Source organism: Vreelandella profundi (assembly GCF_019722725.1).
GTDB classification, from domain to species: domain Bacteria; phylum Pseudomonadota; class Gammaproteobacteria; order Pseudomonadales; family Halomonadaceae; genus Vreelandella; species Vreelandella profundi.
Genome location: NZ_CP077941.1, coordinates 1,509,926 through 1,526,287, shown reverse-complemented (window position 1 = coordinate 1,526,287; position 16,362 = coordinate 1,509,926). Strand labels below are relative to the sequence as shown.

Genomic DNA, 16,362 nt, shown 5'->3' with positions numbered 1-16,362 from the left:
GTAAAAGCCACCGCGCGGCTAACGGCGCGGTGGCTCTTCAATCAAACCAGCTGCTAAAAACTGCCCCAGCAATTCAGCAATATCTTTGCGGACTTGCTCAAGCGAGACCGGCATAAAAAAGGCCACCAGCGTTTGGCTAAGCTCCTCAATAGTAAGCCCCTCATGTTGCAATAACGCCCACACCGCCCGGCTCGTCACATTCATTCTATGAATGGCACCACCCTCTTCGACAATCACAAATAGCTCATCGCCCAGCGGATATTCATACGCGGCTTGGCAGGCGTGCCAGCAGCGCGGATCGTTTCGATCTAACGCAGCAACGTCACGTGCAGGCAGATCTTGTGACGCTAGCGCATCGTTTGACGGCCGCGCATTCATCACCTTTTCTAGCTCACGCCCCACGAACTCGGCCGCTTGAAAAGCGTCGGCGTAACGCAAAAGAAAACAAGGGATATGCTTCATCAAGGACCAAAACTTAGCGACTAGTGCTTGATCTGAGAGCGTGTCAGCGAAATTCTGCTTTAACAGTTGCCAGAGCCCCTCGCCGTGCTGAAGCGCTGTTAGCTGCGGAGAAGCAACACTATCATCACGATCAATCAGTATAATCGCGCCAACCGGGCACTTTTCGCCATGACTGGCTAGCAGCGTTTCATCCAGTGCGACATAGCCATAGCGGTCATCGCTTGGCCCCTGATGATGATTGATAAAGTCCCGAAATTCATCGTCCAAAGAAGCGGGAAGCGGCAAACGAAGCCTGGGAGCAACGCCCAGCGACAGGCCCTCACCTTCAGGCGTTAATGCCACCACATCATCGCCAAACACGCGGTAACCGGCAGCCGCGAAAGCGGCGGTAAGCATACTCTTACCCGCACGATGCGAGTCAGGAAAAATCACGAGCTGATCGTTTATTTGCGCAGACCCACAGTGCAGGCCAATGTAATCAGGATGACGATGCAAAAACGCCCCGGCTAAATCGGCAATAACGCTGCATGAAGCGCTGACCGGTGTATCTAGCCACATACCTTTTGGCAGCGCTGGCGCCTGCTGCCAAAAGCCATCTTCTTGCTGCCAAACACAAATCTCAGGGGCCGTTGGCTGAAGCGGGCACTCCGTTAACGGCCACCCTGGCATCGCCGCCTGCATAACCGGCAGAAGTGGCTGCGCCCCCACCAGTCGAATATAAGGACCGATACCGGCTAACGCATAATCATTGGCAAGACAGTTTGCGGCTTTCATCACTCACCTCACCATAGGTGCTTCAGTACACGGCTGATACGCAGCTCGATCACACCGTCGCGTTCAAATCGTGAAAGCTCATCGGGGCGTGACCTGTAGGCCCGAGACTCATAGCCGCGGGATGATCCATGGCGACGATTATCGTGCGAGTTTGCGTAGCGGGGCCGTGAATGGTTAGGGCGCGAGTGACGCGGCCTGGAATGGCTGGGTCTTGAGTAGCTCGCTTTTGAGTGACCAGGCCGAGAATGATGGTCATGGGCCTGTGCTTGATCCATCGAAAGCAGCGTAGGCGCTACATAAAGAGCTGCCGCGCCTAGGCCTAAACTGGCCAACACCTGACGGCGGGAACGACGCTGCTTTAATAAGGTAGGCTCTTCGATTTGGCTCATATCTTCTCTCCGCAGTTATCGAACACTGTTTTATTTCTGCATTCACTTTAACCAAGGCGTCATCAGAGTGCCACTCAGTTGAGACTTTTCCCTATTGTTTGCTCATTGTGCTGCTTGTTCTGATACTGCTATGATTTAACGCACACCATAACAATGCATAGTGGCTAGCCTGCAAGCTTAGTAACGAGGCACTGGAAATTTGTTAACAAGACACTTAATGTTCACTCTTAAGTAGCCCGAGGTTATAATGAGCTTCAGACTTCATCTTTTGATAACATTGTTAGCTTTAGTTATTACGACACACGTTGTTTTATTATCAGCCGCATCCTATCTAACGTCAAAAAATACTGGTCACCCACACAAACAGACGCTAATATTTAACAGTGACTCGTCGTTACAAAACATGGCAATTTTAAACTCATCTGAGCCCGCAAACGGCACTGGCAATGAAAACAGTAGTGACGTTACCAACACCCCATTAGCAACATTACTGACTGGAGCACATAAAGAAATATTGTATATATTCCTGGGCTCTTTCTCTGCACTATCACTTCTTTCGATTTGGCTTTCTAAATATCTTGCCAAGCCTATTTTATCTGTTTATAAAGCAGCCTTTAAAATAGACCGCGGCCAGCAAATATTTATTTCAAAAAATGCCTATCGATATAAAGAAACCAGAACATTGGCGACAACACTTGCATCATTAAAAGCCAACATTGAAAAGCAGGACAGCGTTATACGCCACCATACACGACACGATAAGCTTACCAATCTCTTAAACTATCAATCAGCACTAGAAACACTTGAACAAGATACAAACAAAGAACGCAATCAAGAAATCACCGCCATGCGCCTCTCTTTTAATGAATTCAGCTCTATCAACAGTACGCTGGGCTATATCAGAGGGGATGAAATAATAACAGAGCTTTCCAATAGGCTACACCAACTAGCAACCGTCAACCTTCACTCCTTCCGGCTTTACAACAGTGAATTCCTACTCATTATATATGGACAAAAAGTTGATAAAGACTGGCTTGACGATTTCTTTAGCTTTCTTTGCTCACCTATTTTTTTACACAGCAGCTCATCTATAAGGCCTAGCTTTTCCTCGGGCATCGCGCGCTTTCCAATGGATGGACGCGACGCCCACCTCCTGTTGAGAAGAACGGATATTGCGCTAAATGAGGCACACAAAAACACGACTCAATATGAATTTTACAGTGAGTCAATTGAAAAGATAAATCTACGAAAATCCATTATCATCAACGATTTGAACACTGCCATTGCTAACCAAGAGCTATGGATGGACTACCAGCCAAAAGTAAAAACATCAGAGGGAAATGTTAACCACTTTGAAGCGCTGATGCGCTGGAACCACCCTACACTTGGGTTGATCTTTCCAGATGAATTTATTGAAATCGCCGAGCAAACAGGCAGCATTAAGCAATTAAGCCAATGGGTTCTAACACATGTGTGCCAACAGCTTCACACCTGGCAGCAAAGTGGCCATTTACTGTCTGTTGCGATTAATTTATCTGCAAACGATATTAATGACCAAACCTTACCTGAAAAAATATCTACACTAATGGCTGATTACGAGCTAGCACCTTGGCAACTTTCAATAGAGATCACCGAAAGTGCGGCACTTAAGGACATTGACACCGCTATCAATGTGCTAAATAAAATTTCAGCGCTAGGTATCTCTCTCGCTATTGATGATTTTGGTACGGGCTATTCTTCACTTTCACAATTAAAACTACTTCCTGTCGACGAACTAAAAATTGATAAATCCTTCATACTCCGCCTAAACACTGAAATGCGAAATTTAGAGATTGTCAGTTCGACAATACAGCTAGGCCATACGCTGGGCCTAAAAATAATTGCGGAAGGCGTAGAAAACTTTGACGCAGCCAATACGCTAGCTAAGTTAGGCTGTGATTTTCTCCAAGGTTATTGGATAGCAAAACCGATGCCAGCCCATCAAGTCATTCAGTGGCTAAAAAAGTTTGAAACTATAAAATTTAAAGATTAAAACTTACAGAATAAGTAACTCTATAGAAACACTAGCAGTGCTAGCGGCATCCTCGTCAGGATACCGCTTATTTCATGTATTATATTTCTACAGCACCTTACGATCTTCCACCTTACTATGTTCAGTACCCGGCGGAAGCGGATGCCCTTTGGCTAGCTCGGCACGCGTTGCTTCACGCACTTCAAGAATATTGACCTGATAGTTAAGCGTACGCCCCGCCAGAGGATGGTTGGTATCGATAGTGACCAGATCACCATTAACGTTTAACACGGTCACAATTTGTGGCCCCGCCTCGCCTTCAGTTTGAAAACTGCCGCCGGGGACCAGTTCTGCGCCGCCAAACGAGCCTCGGCTGACGTCTTGAATCAATGCCTCATTGCGAACACCGTAGGCATCTGCGGGCAACAGCTGGATACTTAATTCAGCGCCAACCGTTTGGCCCACCAGCGCATTTTCTAGGCCAGGGACAATATTATCGTGGCCGTGGAGGTACTCAAGCGGCTTACTGCGTGCGTTGGAATCGTCCAATATTCGCTGACTGCCATCGCTGAGAATATCTCTAAGGACATAGTGCAACGTCACAACCTGATGCGCCTTAATCGACATTGAAAACTCCTCTCCGGTAAGCTGTCGGCTTTGTGATGAATGACAGCCCCAGTTTATCACTTGGTCGTTGCCAACGTCTTTCCAGGAGTAGCGTTTAATGCCCAGCCTTTTTCCCCAGCGCAGTTGGCTTGCAGCGCTGGCTATTTATTGCCGCGCGTCCGTTATTACCATGCTTTTTTTGGGGTTTTCAGCAGGCCTGCCTTTTCTATTGGTGTTCTCAACGCTTTCAGCCTGGCTGCGCAGCGACGGCGTTGAAGTAGCGGCCATAGGCTTTTTTGCCTGGATCGGCATGCTCTATTCGATAAAATTTTTCTGGGCGCCGGTGGTTGACCGGCTGGCGTTGCCGCTACTCACTCGTGCGTTCGGCCAACGACGCGGCTGGATGCTCTTGGCACAAAGCTTGATTGCAGCAGGCTTAATTGGGCTGGCGGGTCTAAGCCCGGTTGGCAACCTGGGCTGGGTAGCCGTTTTTGCGCTGCTGGTAGCCTTTGGCTCCGCCACTCAAGATATTGCCATCGATGCCTATCGTATTGAGTCTGCCGAGGACGATGTCCAGGCAGCCATGGCATCCACCTATATTGTTGGCTATCGCGGCGGGCTACTTGCCGCCGGTGCTGGGGCGCTCTACATCGCCGCATCGGCCTCATGGAGCATGGCCTATCTGACCATGGCAGCGCTGATGAGCATTGGCGTACTCACCGTATTACTGCGCCCCGAGCCAAAGCGTGCATCGCTCTCTATTCAGTTAATCCATGAGCCTAAAGTACGTGCATTTATTCGTTCAAGCCGCGGAAAACCCAAAGTATTACGCCGTCTTGGTGCCTGGAGCATTGGTGCGCTGGTTTGCCCGTTTACTGACTTTTTTAGACGCTACGGGGTAAAAGCACTGTGGATTCTGGTTTTTATTGCGGTGTTTAGAATCAGCGATCTGGCCATGGCTTCGATGGCTAACCCGCTTTATATAGATTTAGGATTTTCACTGGCGACCATTGCCAATGTCACCAATATATTTGGTATTGGAATGAGCATTGCTGGCGGGATTTTAGGTGGGCTGCTGGTCGCGCGCTATGGCATCGGCCCGCTGCTTATTATCGGTGCAGGATTAGTGATGGTGACCAACTTACTGTTTGCCGTGCTTGCCACCGTCGGTAATCAGCTGCCCATGTTGGTGGTTACGATCATTGGCGACAACCTTGCCAACGGGCTCGCAAGCGCAGTCTTTATTGCCTTTCTCTCAAGCCTTACATCGCGTGCCTACACCGCAACACAGTACGCGCTGTTCTCGTCGCTGATGACGCTACCTGGGAAATTCTTAAGTGGTTTTGGCGGGCTGGTTGTCACAGCGCAGGGGTATCCGAGCTTTTTTGTGGTCGCGACCCTGCTGGGAATACCCGCTATCGTCTTAGCCATTTGGATCAGCCGAGATAAACAGCTGGTGCCTACTCCTGAACCTTACGCTCATTAAGCTCAACGACATCTCACCAGAAGACATTCATTAGCCTAATGAGCGCAGGCCAGGTAAAGCGCCTAGCGATGGGCTTCTAACCAATCCAACGCGCCAGAGGTGGTGCGCCACTGGTCGCGCATCAAGGTTCGGTACTGCCATGCTTCAGCGCGGGAGCCGGGGTCAACTTGGCCATCGGCATGCGGCATTGAGGGGCGCGGACTTTCAGCGCAAATAAGCTCTAAGGCATGGCGATTATGGCCAACCACATCGCTAAGCGCAGTCTCTGCCGCTTCAAGCTGCTGTAACCGATAGAGGGCAAGGGTTTTACCCATTAACAGCCCCAGCACTAGCGAACCGTCATCGTCGTTCTCTTCGGCCAAGGCCAGCGCTTCTTCGTTGCGGTCGTCACGTAACAGTTGATCAAGCACCAGTTCACGCAGCCCAAGGCTATCTTCTTGATCGATAAGCAGCAGCTCTTCCGCTAATTCGCGAGAATGCTGACGCGCTCCGCGCTCCATGCCGACCACCAACGCTAACCCGGTGCGCAGCAACATCGCATTATCTGCGTCGTCCCAGCATAGGTTACCGTTGCCCGCTGCCCGGGCTTGCTCTAGCCAGCGTGAAAGACGCAGCGCCAGAGGCTCTAGCAGGGTTGGCGCCATCCACGGCAGGCTGCCAAATCGGCTAGTCAATGCCAGGGTCAGATCCTGTACCACTTGCGGCGCGTCTAGCCATTCCGGGTGCGCGCATAGCGCCGACATCCACTCAACCGCATTACCCCAGGGGTCATCACGAAAGCCCAGCGCCACATCTTCATCCACCAGCACTTGGAACTGCTCATGCCAGCCGGCAAATAACGTCGCCTCACGGGCGCTTGAGTGGTAAAGCAATCGCCCACTTTCTGGGTCCGTTTGAATATCGATTTTGGGAGCAGTAGGCAGTGCGGCAAGCAACGCCTGCAGCGCGACCAGCGGCGTGGCCAAATCTTCTTCTGCGCTGAGCAGCTGATCAGCAAGCGTCGCGCCGGGGTTTTCCGCCAGCGCGGCCAAAAACTCCAGCTGATCTTCGTCTAAATCACCTTGACGAACCAACCGGCGATACCAGAAATCAGCTCGCTCCTTAGCTTCCTGCTCATGACCCTCATGAAGCAGCAGCATGGCCTCAATGTACGCCAGCGTGGGCGAATCAGGCAGCGCCTGCTGCGCTTTAACGAAAGCACCGCGAGCGCTGTCCAAATCATCGTTATCTAGATGCATTAGACATAAGCGCTCAAGCGCCACGCCGCGTAAAAATAACGGCCCGCGCTCCATCACTTCGTCGAGCAAATCGGCGCGTTTGCGGGTAAAGCCGCGCTCTTGATAAATATCCAGCAGGATTTCGAAGGCAGGCTCAGCCTGTTCGGGTAGGCGTGACCAATCACTGCCGTCAAAGAGCGATTCGAGGATTTGCATCGCGCGACCGGTCTGGCCACTTTCAGCAGCGATGAGGCCAGCTTCCAACAGCGCCTGAGCGGGCGCCTGCTGGCTATCCAGCGCGGCTTTCAAGGTAGCGCCCTTCCATTCGCGCAGCGAGAGCATCCACATCATCTGCTCGGGAATGTCAGTGGGGAACTCAACCTGATAGCAGCACTGCTTAAACTTGCGCCCGGAGTCGCACCAGCACGGCTCGTTGCGCCCAGGCGTGGCAAGCGGCTCGCTGCCAAAACCCAGCCGCTCTAACGGCGCCTGCGACCACAGTACCGGGGCCAGCGCCTGTGCCATGGCCACGTCGCCGTTAAAGGCGTCGGCGCCTTTGGCACGCACCCAGGTCATGAAGTCCGGATAATGTTCTTGCTGCCTGATTGCCGAGAGTGCCCCGGAGGCAAATCCCAGCAGCTGATCGACCCATACCGCTAGCATTGCCGTCTCCACTGCGTTAACCGATGTCTATCAATCGTGTGTCTATAAAGAACGATGTCTAAAATGAAAGCGACATAGTTTATCACGAAGGCCGACATCGCCGCAGTGGCAATCGTTTTATCGTTAATGGGCCCGCGCTATGAGAGGTAACGTTCGCGCATGCATGTCCAGCCGAGCCCCCAGTCGTACCAAGTTCCAGTAGTGACCGTTTAGCGCACGGGAAAGCAAAAGCGTATCCGCAGGAGGTTGCAGGCGGTCCATGGCAGCCCACACTTTTGGAGTAAGCTCACGCAGGCGACGGTGGACTCGCACATCGCTAAAATCCTGCTCGCCCGGCGCAAACAGCGGCGCAATGCACTCGGCTGATTCGCGGTAAAGCGCTAGCGGCGCCCCCTGCCCTTGGCGACCGCCCATTTGCATTAATGCCTCATCCATCCCCATAGGGTCATGTTGCAGAGTGGCATCCAGCAGCTGCATCATTGCCTTTATCCGCGCCTCGGGGACCGTAATGACCGCGCCTAAATCATAAATGACCAGCCGGCCCTGGGCATCGGCAGCAAAGTTACCCGCGTGAGGGTCGGCGTGTAGCTCACCGAACGTAAACAGCTCTTGGGTAATCCAATCCGCCAACGTTTGGGCAATTGCCTGGCGCGTTGCATCATCGGCCTCCGACAATTCACGCAGCGGCGTGCCATCAACAAAACGCATCGCCAATACGTGCTGGCCGGAAAGCGCCGGGAGTGGCTCGGGAATCCTCAGGCGTGGATTATCCTTATAGCGCTCACTGTAGCGCGCAAGTGCTTCAGCCTCGGCATAGTAATCCAGCTCTCCTCGCAGGCTTTCGGCCAGCTCTTCAAACAGCGCATCCAAACGTGCCTGGGGTACTTTGAACCAGCGGCCTAGACGCATGATGCGCCGCACCTGAATCAAATCACTTTCAAGCACGTCGGCAAGGCCAGGATATTGCACCTTGAGCACGATCGTTTCGCCCTCGTGAGTAGTTGCGCGATGCACCTGCCCCATAGAAGCACTGGCGAAAGGACGCTCCTCAATCTCACTGAAGTAATGATCAATATCGCCATACTGGAGCACCAGCGCTTCACGAATACGCGGCCAGGGCATCGGCTCGGCCTGACGCTGCAAGCGAGCAAGCTCTTCGGCTAGATCGGGAGGCAGCAGATCATCCCACTGAGACATGATCTGGGCGAGCTTCATGGCCGGACCTTTTAACTCTGATAACCCTTCAAAAAGCGCCTCGCCGAGGGCACGCCAATCCGCCTGCCCACCTAACCGCGTTTTAAGCAGCGCACCGCCGGTGCGTGCGCCCAAGCCCATTAAACGACGTGTTCTACCGCGTTCACGCATTTGCAGTTCCTCCTTTAATTTATCGCGCCACATCGCGTACACAGATTGAGCCGCGCTACTTATTTCAATTACCTGTACAAATAATATACGCCCGGGAAAAAAAATGAATATATAGCATCACTATACGCCCTGCGCTGACACATCGCTCTAACTCGATACGCGCGTCTGCTACCATAGGCGCCATCACAAGATACGATGAAGGCTTCGCCGCTATGCGCCTGATAATTGCCGAAAAACCTAGCCTCGCCCAAGCCATTGCCGAAGCGCTACCCGGCACTAGCAAGCGTGAAGATGGCGCGGTGGTGTGTGGTGATACCACCGTCACCTGGTGCCTGGGGCACTTATTAGAGCAGGCTCCACCTGAAGCTTATGATGCGGCCGATAAACAGTGGCGATTAGACCGTTTACCGATTGTGCCGCAGCAATGGAAGCTGATGCCGCGTTCCAAAGCGCGCGGGCAGTTGGCCGTTATTCGAAAGCTGATTAAGCAAGCAACGGATGTAGTGCACGCTGGTGATCCTGATCGAGAGGGCCAGCTCCTAGTGCAGGAAGTCATTGAATACATGAAGTATCGCGGCCCCGTTCAACGGCTGCTGATCAGCGATCTTAACAAGCCTGCGGTAAGCCGGGCGCTTGCTAAGCTACGCCCCAATACGGACTATCAACCGCTCTTTGAAGCGGCTCAGGCACGCTCTCGCGCCGACTGGCTTTATGGCATTAACCTGACTCGCGCTTGGACGCTTACGGGCCGCCAAGCCGGTCACGATGGCGTGCTTTCCGTGGGCCGAGTACAAACCCCGGTGCTAGGGCTGATCGTGCGTCGCGACAACGCTATTCGTGATTTCGTGCCGCATCCGTTTTATCCGCTGTGGGTAGATCTAAAAGTCGCCCAAGGCCAGCTTCGCGCCTGGTGGGCTCCTAAAGAGCATGAACCGCTTGATGACCAAGGCCGCTTAGTTGATCGTACGCCCGCCGATGCTCTAGCGGCTCAGCTACCTGGGGCATCTGGCCAACTGACTCAGCTTGATCAGCAGGAAAAACGTCAGGCGCCGCCGCTGCCCTACTCACTCTCCGCTCTGCAGGTGGATGCTGCTCGACGCTATGGGCTTTCCGCACAGATGGTGCTGGATATTTGCCAGCGTCTTTATGAACGCCACAAACTCATTACCTACCCACGCTCAGACTGCCGCTACCTGCCTGAAGAGCACCTTCAGCTTGCCCAGCGCAGCTTAACCGGCGCTTGCCAAAACGATGAAACGCTTGGGCAGTGGCTAAAAGGTGCCGACTTCACCCTGCGCTCCAAAGCCTGGAACGATAAGCAGGTGGGCGCGCACCATGCCATCGCGCCTACCGGCAAAGCCGTGGATTTCAGCCAGCTTTCCGCCACTGAAGGCCACGTTTTTAGACTGGTGGTACGCAACGTGATGGCGCAATTTTATCGGCCGCTGCGCATCTTTGAAGTCAAAGCAGAGTTCACCGTACTGAATGAGGCTTTTCGTGCCCGGGGTCAAAGTATTCTAGACCCGGGCTGGAAGCCGCTGTTTACCACCAAGGAAGAAGCGCCGCCACTTCCAACGCTTAGCCAAGGCGAGCCCTGCCAAGCACTTGGCGCAGGCGTAGAGGAGCGCGAAACCCGCCCCCCAGAGCCGTTCAACGATGCAAGTTTAATTAAAGCGATGATGAACATCGGCCGCTATGTGGACGACCTCGCCGTGCGCCGCACCCTGCGCGATACCGATGGGCTTGGCACCGAAGCGACTCGCGCAGGCATTATTGAAACACTGGTACAACGCGGCTATCTGGTACGCCAACAAAAAGCCCTTCGCGCGACTAAGCTCGGTTGCGCTTTAATCGCCGCCCTGCCCAGCGCCGTCAGCACCCCCGAGCGCACAGCATTGTGGGAACAGCGGCTGCGCGCGATTTCAGAACGCCAGGACGATGCCACTGCTTTTCAGCAAGCGTTGTTGGATGATTTGCGTGGCCTGCTCACCCAAAGCGATGCGGGGAAATTACGCCACAGCTTACAGACCGCCCAGGGTGAAGTCGGCAGCCCGGCAAAGCGCACGGGTAAGCCGAGGAAGAGCTATACGAGAAAGAAAAGCACCGGTGGGAGGAAGAAGACAAATTGAAGGGAGTTGTTGCGTGCTATCCAGCCCCTGCACCGCTGGGGTTTGAGCGCAGAGTTTTTCATCTGCACAAACAACAATATAACGGTATAAATGTTTATTTATCTTTCGACACTGTCGTCAACATACCCGGCAACGCCATCACCCAATCACGGATAGCCAGAATCGTCGGATCGTGCCGGCGGGCTTCTGGGTAGACCAGGAAGAACGGCTTACCTTCTAACTCTGGGCCGAAAGGCTGGATTAGCCGCCCATCCTGTAATTCATCCCTGATGAGTTGACGGCTCATCAGCGCCACTCCCTGTTCACCGACAGCAGCAGAAATAGCGTGAGTTTCGTCAGAAAACACTAGCCCGGCTTTGACGTTAAGCCCCGCAACCCTTGCCCGTTTCTGCCAAAAAGCCCAATCAAGTCGCGAAGATACTTCCCCCTGGGCCGAGAAGTGGATCAGTGAATATGAAGGCAGCTGAGCTACATCGCTCAAGCCAAGGCGTGGGCTGCAGACGGGTACAAAGGTATTATCAAACAGCTTCTCTGCCACTAGCCCCGGCCAGCGTCCATCGCCATAGCGAATCGCAATATCGGTTGTTACTGCATCTAATGCGACCGGCTCGTGTGAGACATGAACGCGCAGATCAATATCAGGATGAGCGTCGCGCAGCATACACACCCAGGGAAGCAACCAGCGCATCGCCACCGCAGGCGTAGTTGAGAGCGTTACGGGATGACGAACCGGCGCAGCATTCAGCCGCCCAACAACATTGCTGATGCTATCAAACGCGGTCTCCAGCACTTGAAACAGCTCATGGCCCTGGGGTGTCAGTATCAACTGACGAGGTTTTCGCACAAACAGAGACACGCCCAGCGCCCTTTCAAGCCCTCGGATTTGATGACTAATGGCGGTGGCCGTTACCGACAACTCCTGTGCTGCCTGCTTGGCACTTTCGTGACGGGCAGCGGCCTCGAAAGAGCGAAGCGCCGAAAGCGAAGGTAATGGGCGTGGATTCATAAGTGATTTTTACTCATCTATAACGGCAAGAAATGATCGTTTGTTGAAGTTTATAAGCAGGGAATAAGCTGCATCTACGATTAAGAATAGATGAGTTTAGCTCACAACTGGAGACAAGAGATGCCACATATTCTACATATAGATGCGAGCGCCCGCCCCGGCATTGCAGGCGTTGATCACCACGGCTCGCATAGTCGCCATCTTTCCCATCAATTCGTCACTCAGTGGCAATTACGCCGCCCGCAAGACACGATCACCTGTCGAGATATAGGCCAACGCCCGCCCTCCATTATTAATCACGACTGGATCGCATCTGCTTTCACACCTGAAGAGCAACGAGAACCCTGGATGAAGGAGGCACTAGTCGAAAGCGACCAGCTGGTTGATGAGTTAATTGCCTCAGATATCGTGGTCATTGGCACGCCGCTATACAATTTCGGCATGCCGGCAAGCCTCAAAGCATGGGTCGATCAGGTAATCAGAGCGGGACGAACGGTGGGTATTGATAAGACCCAGCCGGACGATCCATACATCGCTAAGCTCACCGACCGAGAACGGCATGCTGTCGTTCTCACCGCCAGAGGCGGCGTGGATATGGCACCCGGCGAAGCAATGGCGCACATGAATCATCTGGAGCCAAATCTGGCCTCAGCGTTCGAGTTTATGGGTATTACCCGTATTCATTACATTGCCATTGAGGGACAGGAACTAGGTGGCGAAGTCCTGGCTGCATCTATTGCCAAGGCACTGCGCAACGTTGAAATGCTGGTGAGTGAGTTGCAGAGGACGTTTAAGGACGCTCCAACGCCCGAACTCGCCTAAATACGCAGAAGAGCTGTCTTTGAAGAGCTGTCGTTGAAGAGCTGTCGTTGAAGAGCTATCTTTCCAGAAGTCCTTGAGATGAGTAAGTGCGGAGATTATGTCATTCATCATCTCCGCACCTTTCAAGCGCCTTACATCACTGGCTGACCATTGACCGTTAACTGGCCGTCTTTCCACACGACGTGCTGCTCATCACTCGTCGGGTCCACCAAGCCTGCAAACGGCATTGGGATCATACCGATAACGAGATCAGGAGGCGTGGTCAGGCTGACATCTAGACTCACTCGATTGGCAAGATACGTTAAAGCATCGGCTTCGCTCATCACGTCATCTGAGGCCTGCAACGGCTCGGGAAGTGGCAGATCTTCATCCCAAAGCGCGCTATATAAAGCAGGTTTAGAAAGATCGGCGCCATCAAAGCTTATGTCTGCCGTGAGGCGCGGTTTGAAGTCGATACCCATCATCGGCAGCACAACATGCGCTTCCAAAGGCTGGAAGGCGATCGACGGATTGGCGATCAGTACATTGTAGCCGCTCTCGATGGCCTGGGTTAGCAGTTCACGCTCTTCTTGCTCGTCACCCCGCTCGCCGCTTTCTTCGTATTCTAAACGCATCGCTTCTAGCGGCGTATAGGCTTCTTGCAACGTCTGAAAGGCCTGCACATCCCAATTATTGGCCGTCATCTCAAGCGAAATACTGCCTATAGATGTATCATCTGTACCCAAATCGGCGACTTTGAAAGAAGCACCTGAATTAACAATTGGCGTACCGTCCACGGATTCAGACTCGGCCTCAAGCTCGATATCCTCCATGTAGACACTGACCCCCTGCGCCAAAAACTCGGCTCTCGGTATTACCAAATGCTGCTGCATTACACGGCTCTCATCTCCCTGTGTATGCATCGTAGCGCGAGGCGATATTATCCGCACCGAGTCGCTTTCATTATTAACAACAATTTCACGTGCCTGCCCTTCAACGTTCCAGGCATTGAGATCTTCGCGATTTAAATCCACAACCAGATCATGGAGCGTGCTGTCGGCTTCAACCGTACTTAAAGAATTAGCCGTAAGCTGGCCGTTTATCGAACTGCGGGTGGCTACCAAATCAACATCGATATCACCCGTTACAAACTGTTCATTAGGGTGAATCGTACCCGTGATCGGGCTTTTAATAACGCCATGATCGACCAGCAGGTTTACCTGCGCGTTGGCATTTTCAACACCTTCCATGCCGATCGTCGCGGTCACCGTTGTTTTAAACAGCGATTTATCAATCGTCACATCCCTTGCGTACCAGGAAAGCGAGTCATCCAACTGCGCAAAGCTTTGGGTAAGCGCTTTTTCAACCTCATTACCCACGACGGCCTGCGCACCTAAATATCCCCCACCACCCAGCACCACGACGCCAGCAGCAGTTAAAATTAACGTCTTTGAGGTTGCAGGCATGTCTGTATCCTTAATAAAAATGATTATTAATTGTCCTTTATTTAACAATAAAAACCTATCGCTAATTAATACTTATCGTTAAGCGCCTTGAAGCATCATGTTGCCGATCAAGCCCAATAAAAAACCCGCCACTGCGCCTAGGGCGGGCATGCCGCGACTTTCAAGCTTTGAGCCCGGTGCAATATCCTGAAAGACCAGATACAAAATGCCCGCACTGGCGAATAGCATTAAAGCGCCCATCAGCGCTTCGTACTGAGCCAATAGGTAATAGCCGGTTGCCGCGGATATTGGCCCCACCAAGGCCAGGCAGCTGAAAGCCCAAAGGATTTTATTTGAAGAGAGCTGAGAGCGGCTGCTGAGCTCTTCAAAAGCATTAAAGCCTTCTGGCAGATTTTGTAAAACCATCAGCAAAGCGAGCAATAAACCCGTGCTTTCGCCTACCGCAAAGGCTGCGCCCAGCGCGATAGCCTCTGGAATAAAATCTGAAAGCATCGCGACCAGCTGGCCCATTGCGCTATCAAGTTTACTCAAATAGGCATCTAACAAATAAAAGCACGCGCCACCGGCAGCAAAGCATAAAGCAGCCGGTAGAAGAGAAAGCTTGCTAGCACCATCGGGAATTAACACCAGCGCCACCGCTGAGATAAGAGCACCGCCACCAAACGCGACAATAAAATGCCGCCAAGAAGTGCCTAATAACGCGGGATGGACAACATCGAGTCTTGCCAATAGCGCCCCAGCGGGCATTGCCGCACCCGCCAGCAGCGATAACAGCAATATGTAAGTAATAGTCGCCATAGAATATTAGCTATCACACCCAGTTATTAGGATATCAATCATTGGTTGAGTTAAGAGGCTCGTCGTTACGCAGCGTTAACACCTCAAAACCTTGGGAGGTAACCGCAATCGTATGCTCCCACTGTGCCGACAGCGTTTTATCACTGGTGACGACCGTCCAGCCATCTTTCTTGGTTTTTATTTTAGCCTTGCCCTGATTGATCATTGGCTCAATGGTAAACACCATGCCTTCTTTTAGAACCAGGCCTTTTCCTCTTTGGCCATAGTGCAACACTTCCGGCTCTTCATGCATTTCCCGACCAATACCGTGGCCGCAGTATTCACGCACAACCGAGTACCCGCTATTTTCAGCATGCTGCTGAATCGCATAGCCCACATCACCCAGCGTAGCGCCGGGCTTAACGGCGTTTATTCCTTGCCACATAGCCTCGTAGGTTTTATCAACCAGCCGTTTTGCTATGGGCTTTACATCGCCCAGCATGTACATCTTGCTAGAGTCGGCAATAAACCCACCCTTCTCTAAGGTAATGTCGACATTGACAATATCGCCTGATTTGAGCGTTTGAGCATCGGAGGGGACGCCGTGGCAGACCACCTGATTAACCGACGTGTTGAGCACATACTGATAATCATATTGCCCTTTACTCGCGGGGCGGGCCTGCAGATCATCAACGATATATCGCTCTGCCCAATGATTGATATCCATCGTGGAAATACCGGGCATAATGTGCTGATCAAGATAGCTGAATACCGATGCAAGCAGCCGACCGGCCTCGCGCATTAGGCTCAGTTCCTCTTCATTTTTCAGAATCACTTCAGCCACCGACCACCTCCCTGACATTAATATCGGCTTGTTTCATTTGCTCTCGCACAATCTCTGAGAACGTCATGCTTGGATTGGTCTCAGCCAGCATGCCGATTTTTATCCAATATTCAGCCTGCGCATTAATAGAGCGCACCATCACAGCGCTGGCCCTGCGAATATCTTCGTGTAGCTGGTCATCTATTTTCACAATTCCCATAAGTACATCCTTAAAGCATCAAAGCATACGGAATATATACGAATCATATGCTCAGCGGGCATTACCTACAAGCCCGTATGCCATGCACACCATTTAGCCAAGGGCTCGCTTACCAAAAATAGAAAACACCTTTGATTAATCCACAATTGTTCGCTTTAGCCTTCCTT

Annotated in this window: 14 protein-coding genes; 4 read left to right on the top strand and 10 right to left on the bottom strand. The window is 52.3% G+C overall.

From position 1 onward, the window contains the following. Nucleotides 1-18 precede the first annotated feature (18 nt). On the bottom strand, nucleotides 19-1,236 hold the full coding sequence (locus KUO20_RS06990; protein ID WP_235042148.1) for a PqqD family protein: 1,218 nt from the start codon (nucleotides 1,234-1,236) through the stop codon (nucleotides 19-21). A gap of 8 nt (nucleotides 1,237-1,244) precedes the next feature. Beyond that, on the bottom strand, nucleotides 1,245-1,625 hold the full coding sequence (locus KUO20_RS06985) for a hypothetical protein (protein ID WP_235042147.1): 381 nt from the start codon (nucleotides 1,623-1,625) through the stop codon (nucleotides 1,245-1,247). A gap of 247 nt (nucleotides 1,626-1,872) precedes the next feature. Between KUO20_RS06985 and KUO20_RS06980 the strand changes: the two genes are divergently transcribed. Then, on the top strand, nucleotides 1,873-3,657 hold the full coding sequence (locus tag KUO20_RS06980) for a putative bifunctional diguanylate cyclase/phosphodiesterase (protein ID WP_235042146.1): 1,785 nt from the start codon (nucleotides 1,873-1,875) through the stop codon (nucleotides 3,655-3,657). A gap of 87 nt (nucleotides 3,658-3,744) precedes the next feature. On the opposite strand, the gene KUO20_RS06975 is transcribed toward KUO20_RS06980, so the two are convergent. After that, entirely contained in the window at nucleotides 3,745-4,263 is a 519-nt protein-coding gene (locus tag KUO20_RS06975; RefSeq protein ID WP_235042145.1) for an FKBP-type peptidyl-prolyl cis-trans isomerase, read from the bottom strand. Nucleotides 4,264-4,360: 97 nt separating this feature from the next. Between KUO20_RS06975 and KUO20_RS06970 the strand changes: the two genes are divergently transcribed. Continuing rightward, nucleotides 4,361-5,728: an AmpG family muropeptide MFS transporter gene (locus tag KUO20_RS06970; RefSeq protein WP_235042144.1), complete on the top strand. Its 1,368-nt coding sequence runs from the start codon at nucleotides 4,361-4,363 to the stop codon at nucleotides 5,726-5,728. Nucleotides 5,729-5,790: 62 nt separating this feature from the next. Here the strand turns inward: KUO20_RS06970 and KUO20_RS06965 are convergent, their stop codons facing one another. Together KUO20_RS06965 and KUO20_RS06960 are read right to left on the bottom strand one after the other, a co-directional pair. Then, nucleotides 5,791-7,608: an SEC-C metal-binding domain-containing protein gene (locus KUO20_RS06965; RefSeq protein WP_235042143.1), complete on the bottom strand. Its 1,818-nt coding sequence runs from the start codon at nucleotides 7,606-7,608 to the stop codon at nucleotides 5,791-5,793. A gap of 123 nt (nucleotides 7,609-7,731) precedes the next feature. Next, nucleotides 7,732-8,973, bottom strand: coding sequence for an ABC1 kinase family protein (locus KUO20_RS06960; protein ID WP_235042142.1), 1,242 nt, complete (start codon nucleotides 8,971-8,973; stop codon nucleotides 7,732-7,734). Nucleotides 8,974-9,185: 212 nt separating this feature from the next. On the opposite strand from KUO20_RS06960, the gene KUO20_RS06955 reads away from it, so the two are divergent. Then, on the top strand, nucleotides 9,186-11,102 hold the full coding sequence (locus KUO20_RS06955; RefSeq protein ID WP_235042141.1) for a DNA topoisomerase III: 1,917 nt from the start codon (nucleotides 9,186-9,188) through the stop codon (nucleotides 11,100-11,102). Between the two features lie 94 nt (nucleotides 11,103-11,196). On the opposite strand, the gene KUO20_RS06950 is transcribed toward KUO20_RS06955, so the two are convergent. After that, nucleotides 11,197-12,108: a LysR substrate-binding domain-containing protein gene (locus KUO20_RS06950; protein WP_235042140.1), complete on the bottom strand. Its 912-nt coding sequence runs from the start codon at nucleotides 12,106-12,108 to the stop codon at nucleotides 11,197-11,199. Nucleotides 12,109-12,228: 120 nt separating this feature from the next. Between KUO20_RS06950 and KUO20_RS06945 the strand changes: the two genes are divergently transcribed. Beyond that, the gene (locus KUO20_RS06945) at nucleotides 12,229-12,930 is read left to right on the top strand and encodes an FMN-dependent NADH-azoreductase (protein ID WP_235042139.1); all 702 of its coding nucleotides are present in this window, start codon (nucleotides 12,229-12,231) and stop codon (nucleotides 12,928-12,930) included. Between the two features lie 131 nt (nucleotides 12,931-13,061). On the opposite strand, the gene KUO20_RS06940 is transcribed toward KUO20_RS06945, so the two are convergent. From KUO20_RS06940 to KUO20_RS06925, 4 genes are all read right to left on the bottom strand, one after another. Beyond that, entirely contained in the window at nucleotides 13,062-14,375 is a 1,314-nt protein-coding gene (locus KUO20_RS06940; RefSeq protein ID WP_235042138.1) for a DUF945 family protein, read from the bottom strand. Between the two features lie 78 nt (nucleotides 14,376-14,453). Further along, entirely contained in the window at nucleotides 14,454-15,173 is a 720-nt protein-coding gene (locus KUO20_RS06935; protein WP_235042137.1) for a ZIP family metal transporter, read from the bottom strand. A 34-nt stretch (nucleotides 15,174-15,207) separates the two neighbouring features. After that, nucleotides 15,208-15,996: a type I methionyl aminopeptidase gene (map, locus tag KUO20_RS06930; RefSeq protein WP_235042136.1), complete on the bottom strand. Its 789-nt coding sequence runs from the start codon at nucleotides 15,994-15,996 to the stop codon at nucleotides 15,208-15,210. Continuing rightward, nucleotides 15,989-16,195 (bottom strand): ParD-like family protein, encoded by a 207-nt coding sequence (locus tag KUO20_RS06925; protein WP_235042135.1) that lies wholly within the window; start codon nucleotides 16,193-16,195, stop codon nucleotides 15,989-15,991. Before KUO20_RS06925 ends, map begins: the two co-directional genes overlap by 8 nt. Nucleotides 16,196-16,362 lie beyond the last annotated feature (167 nt).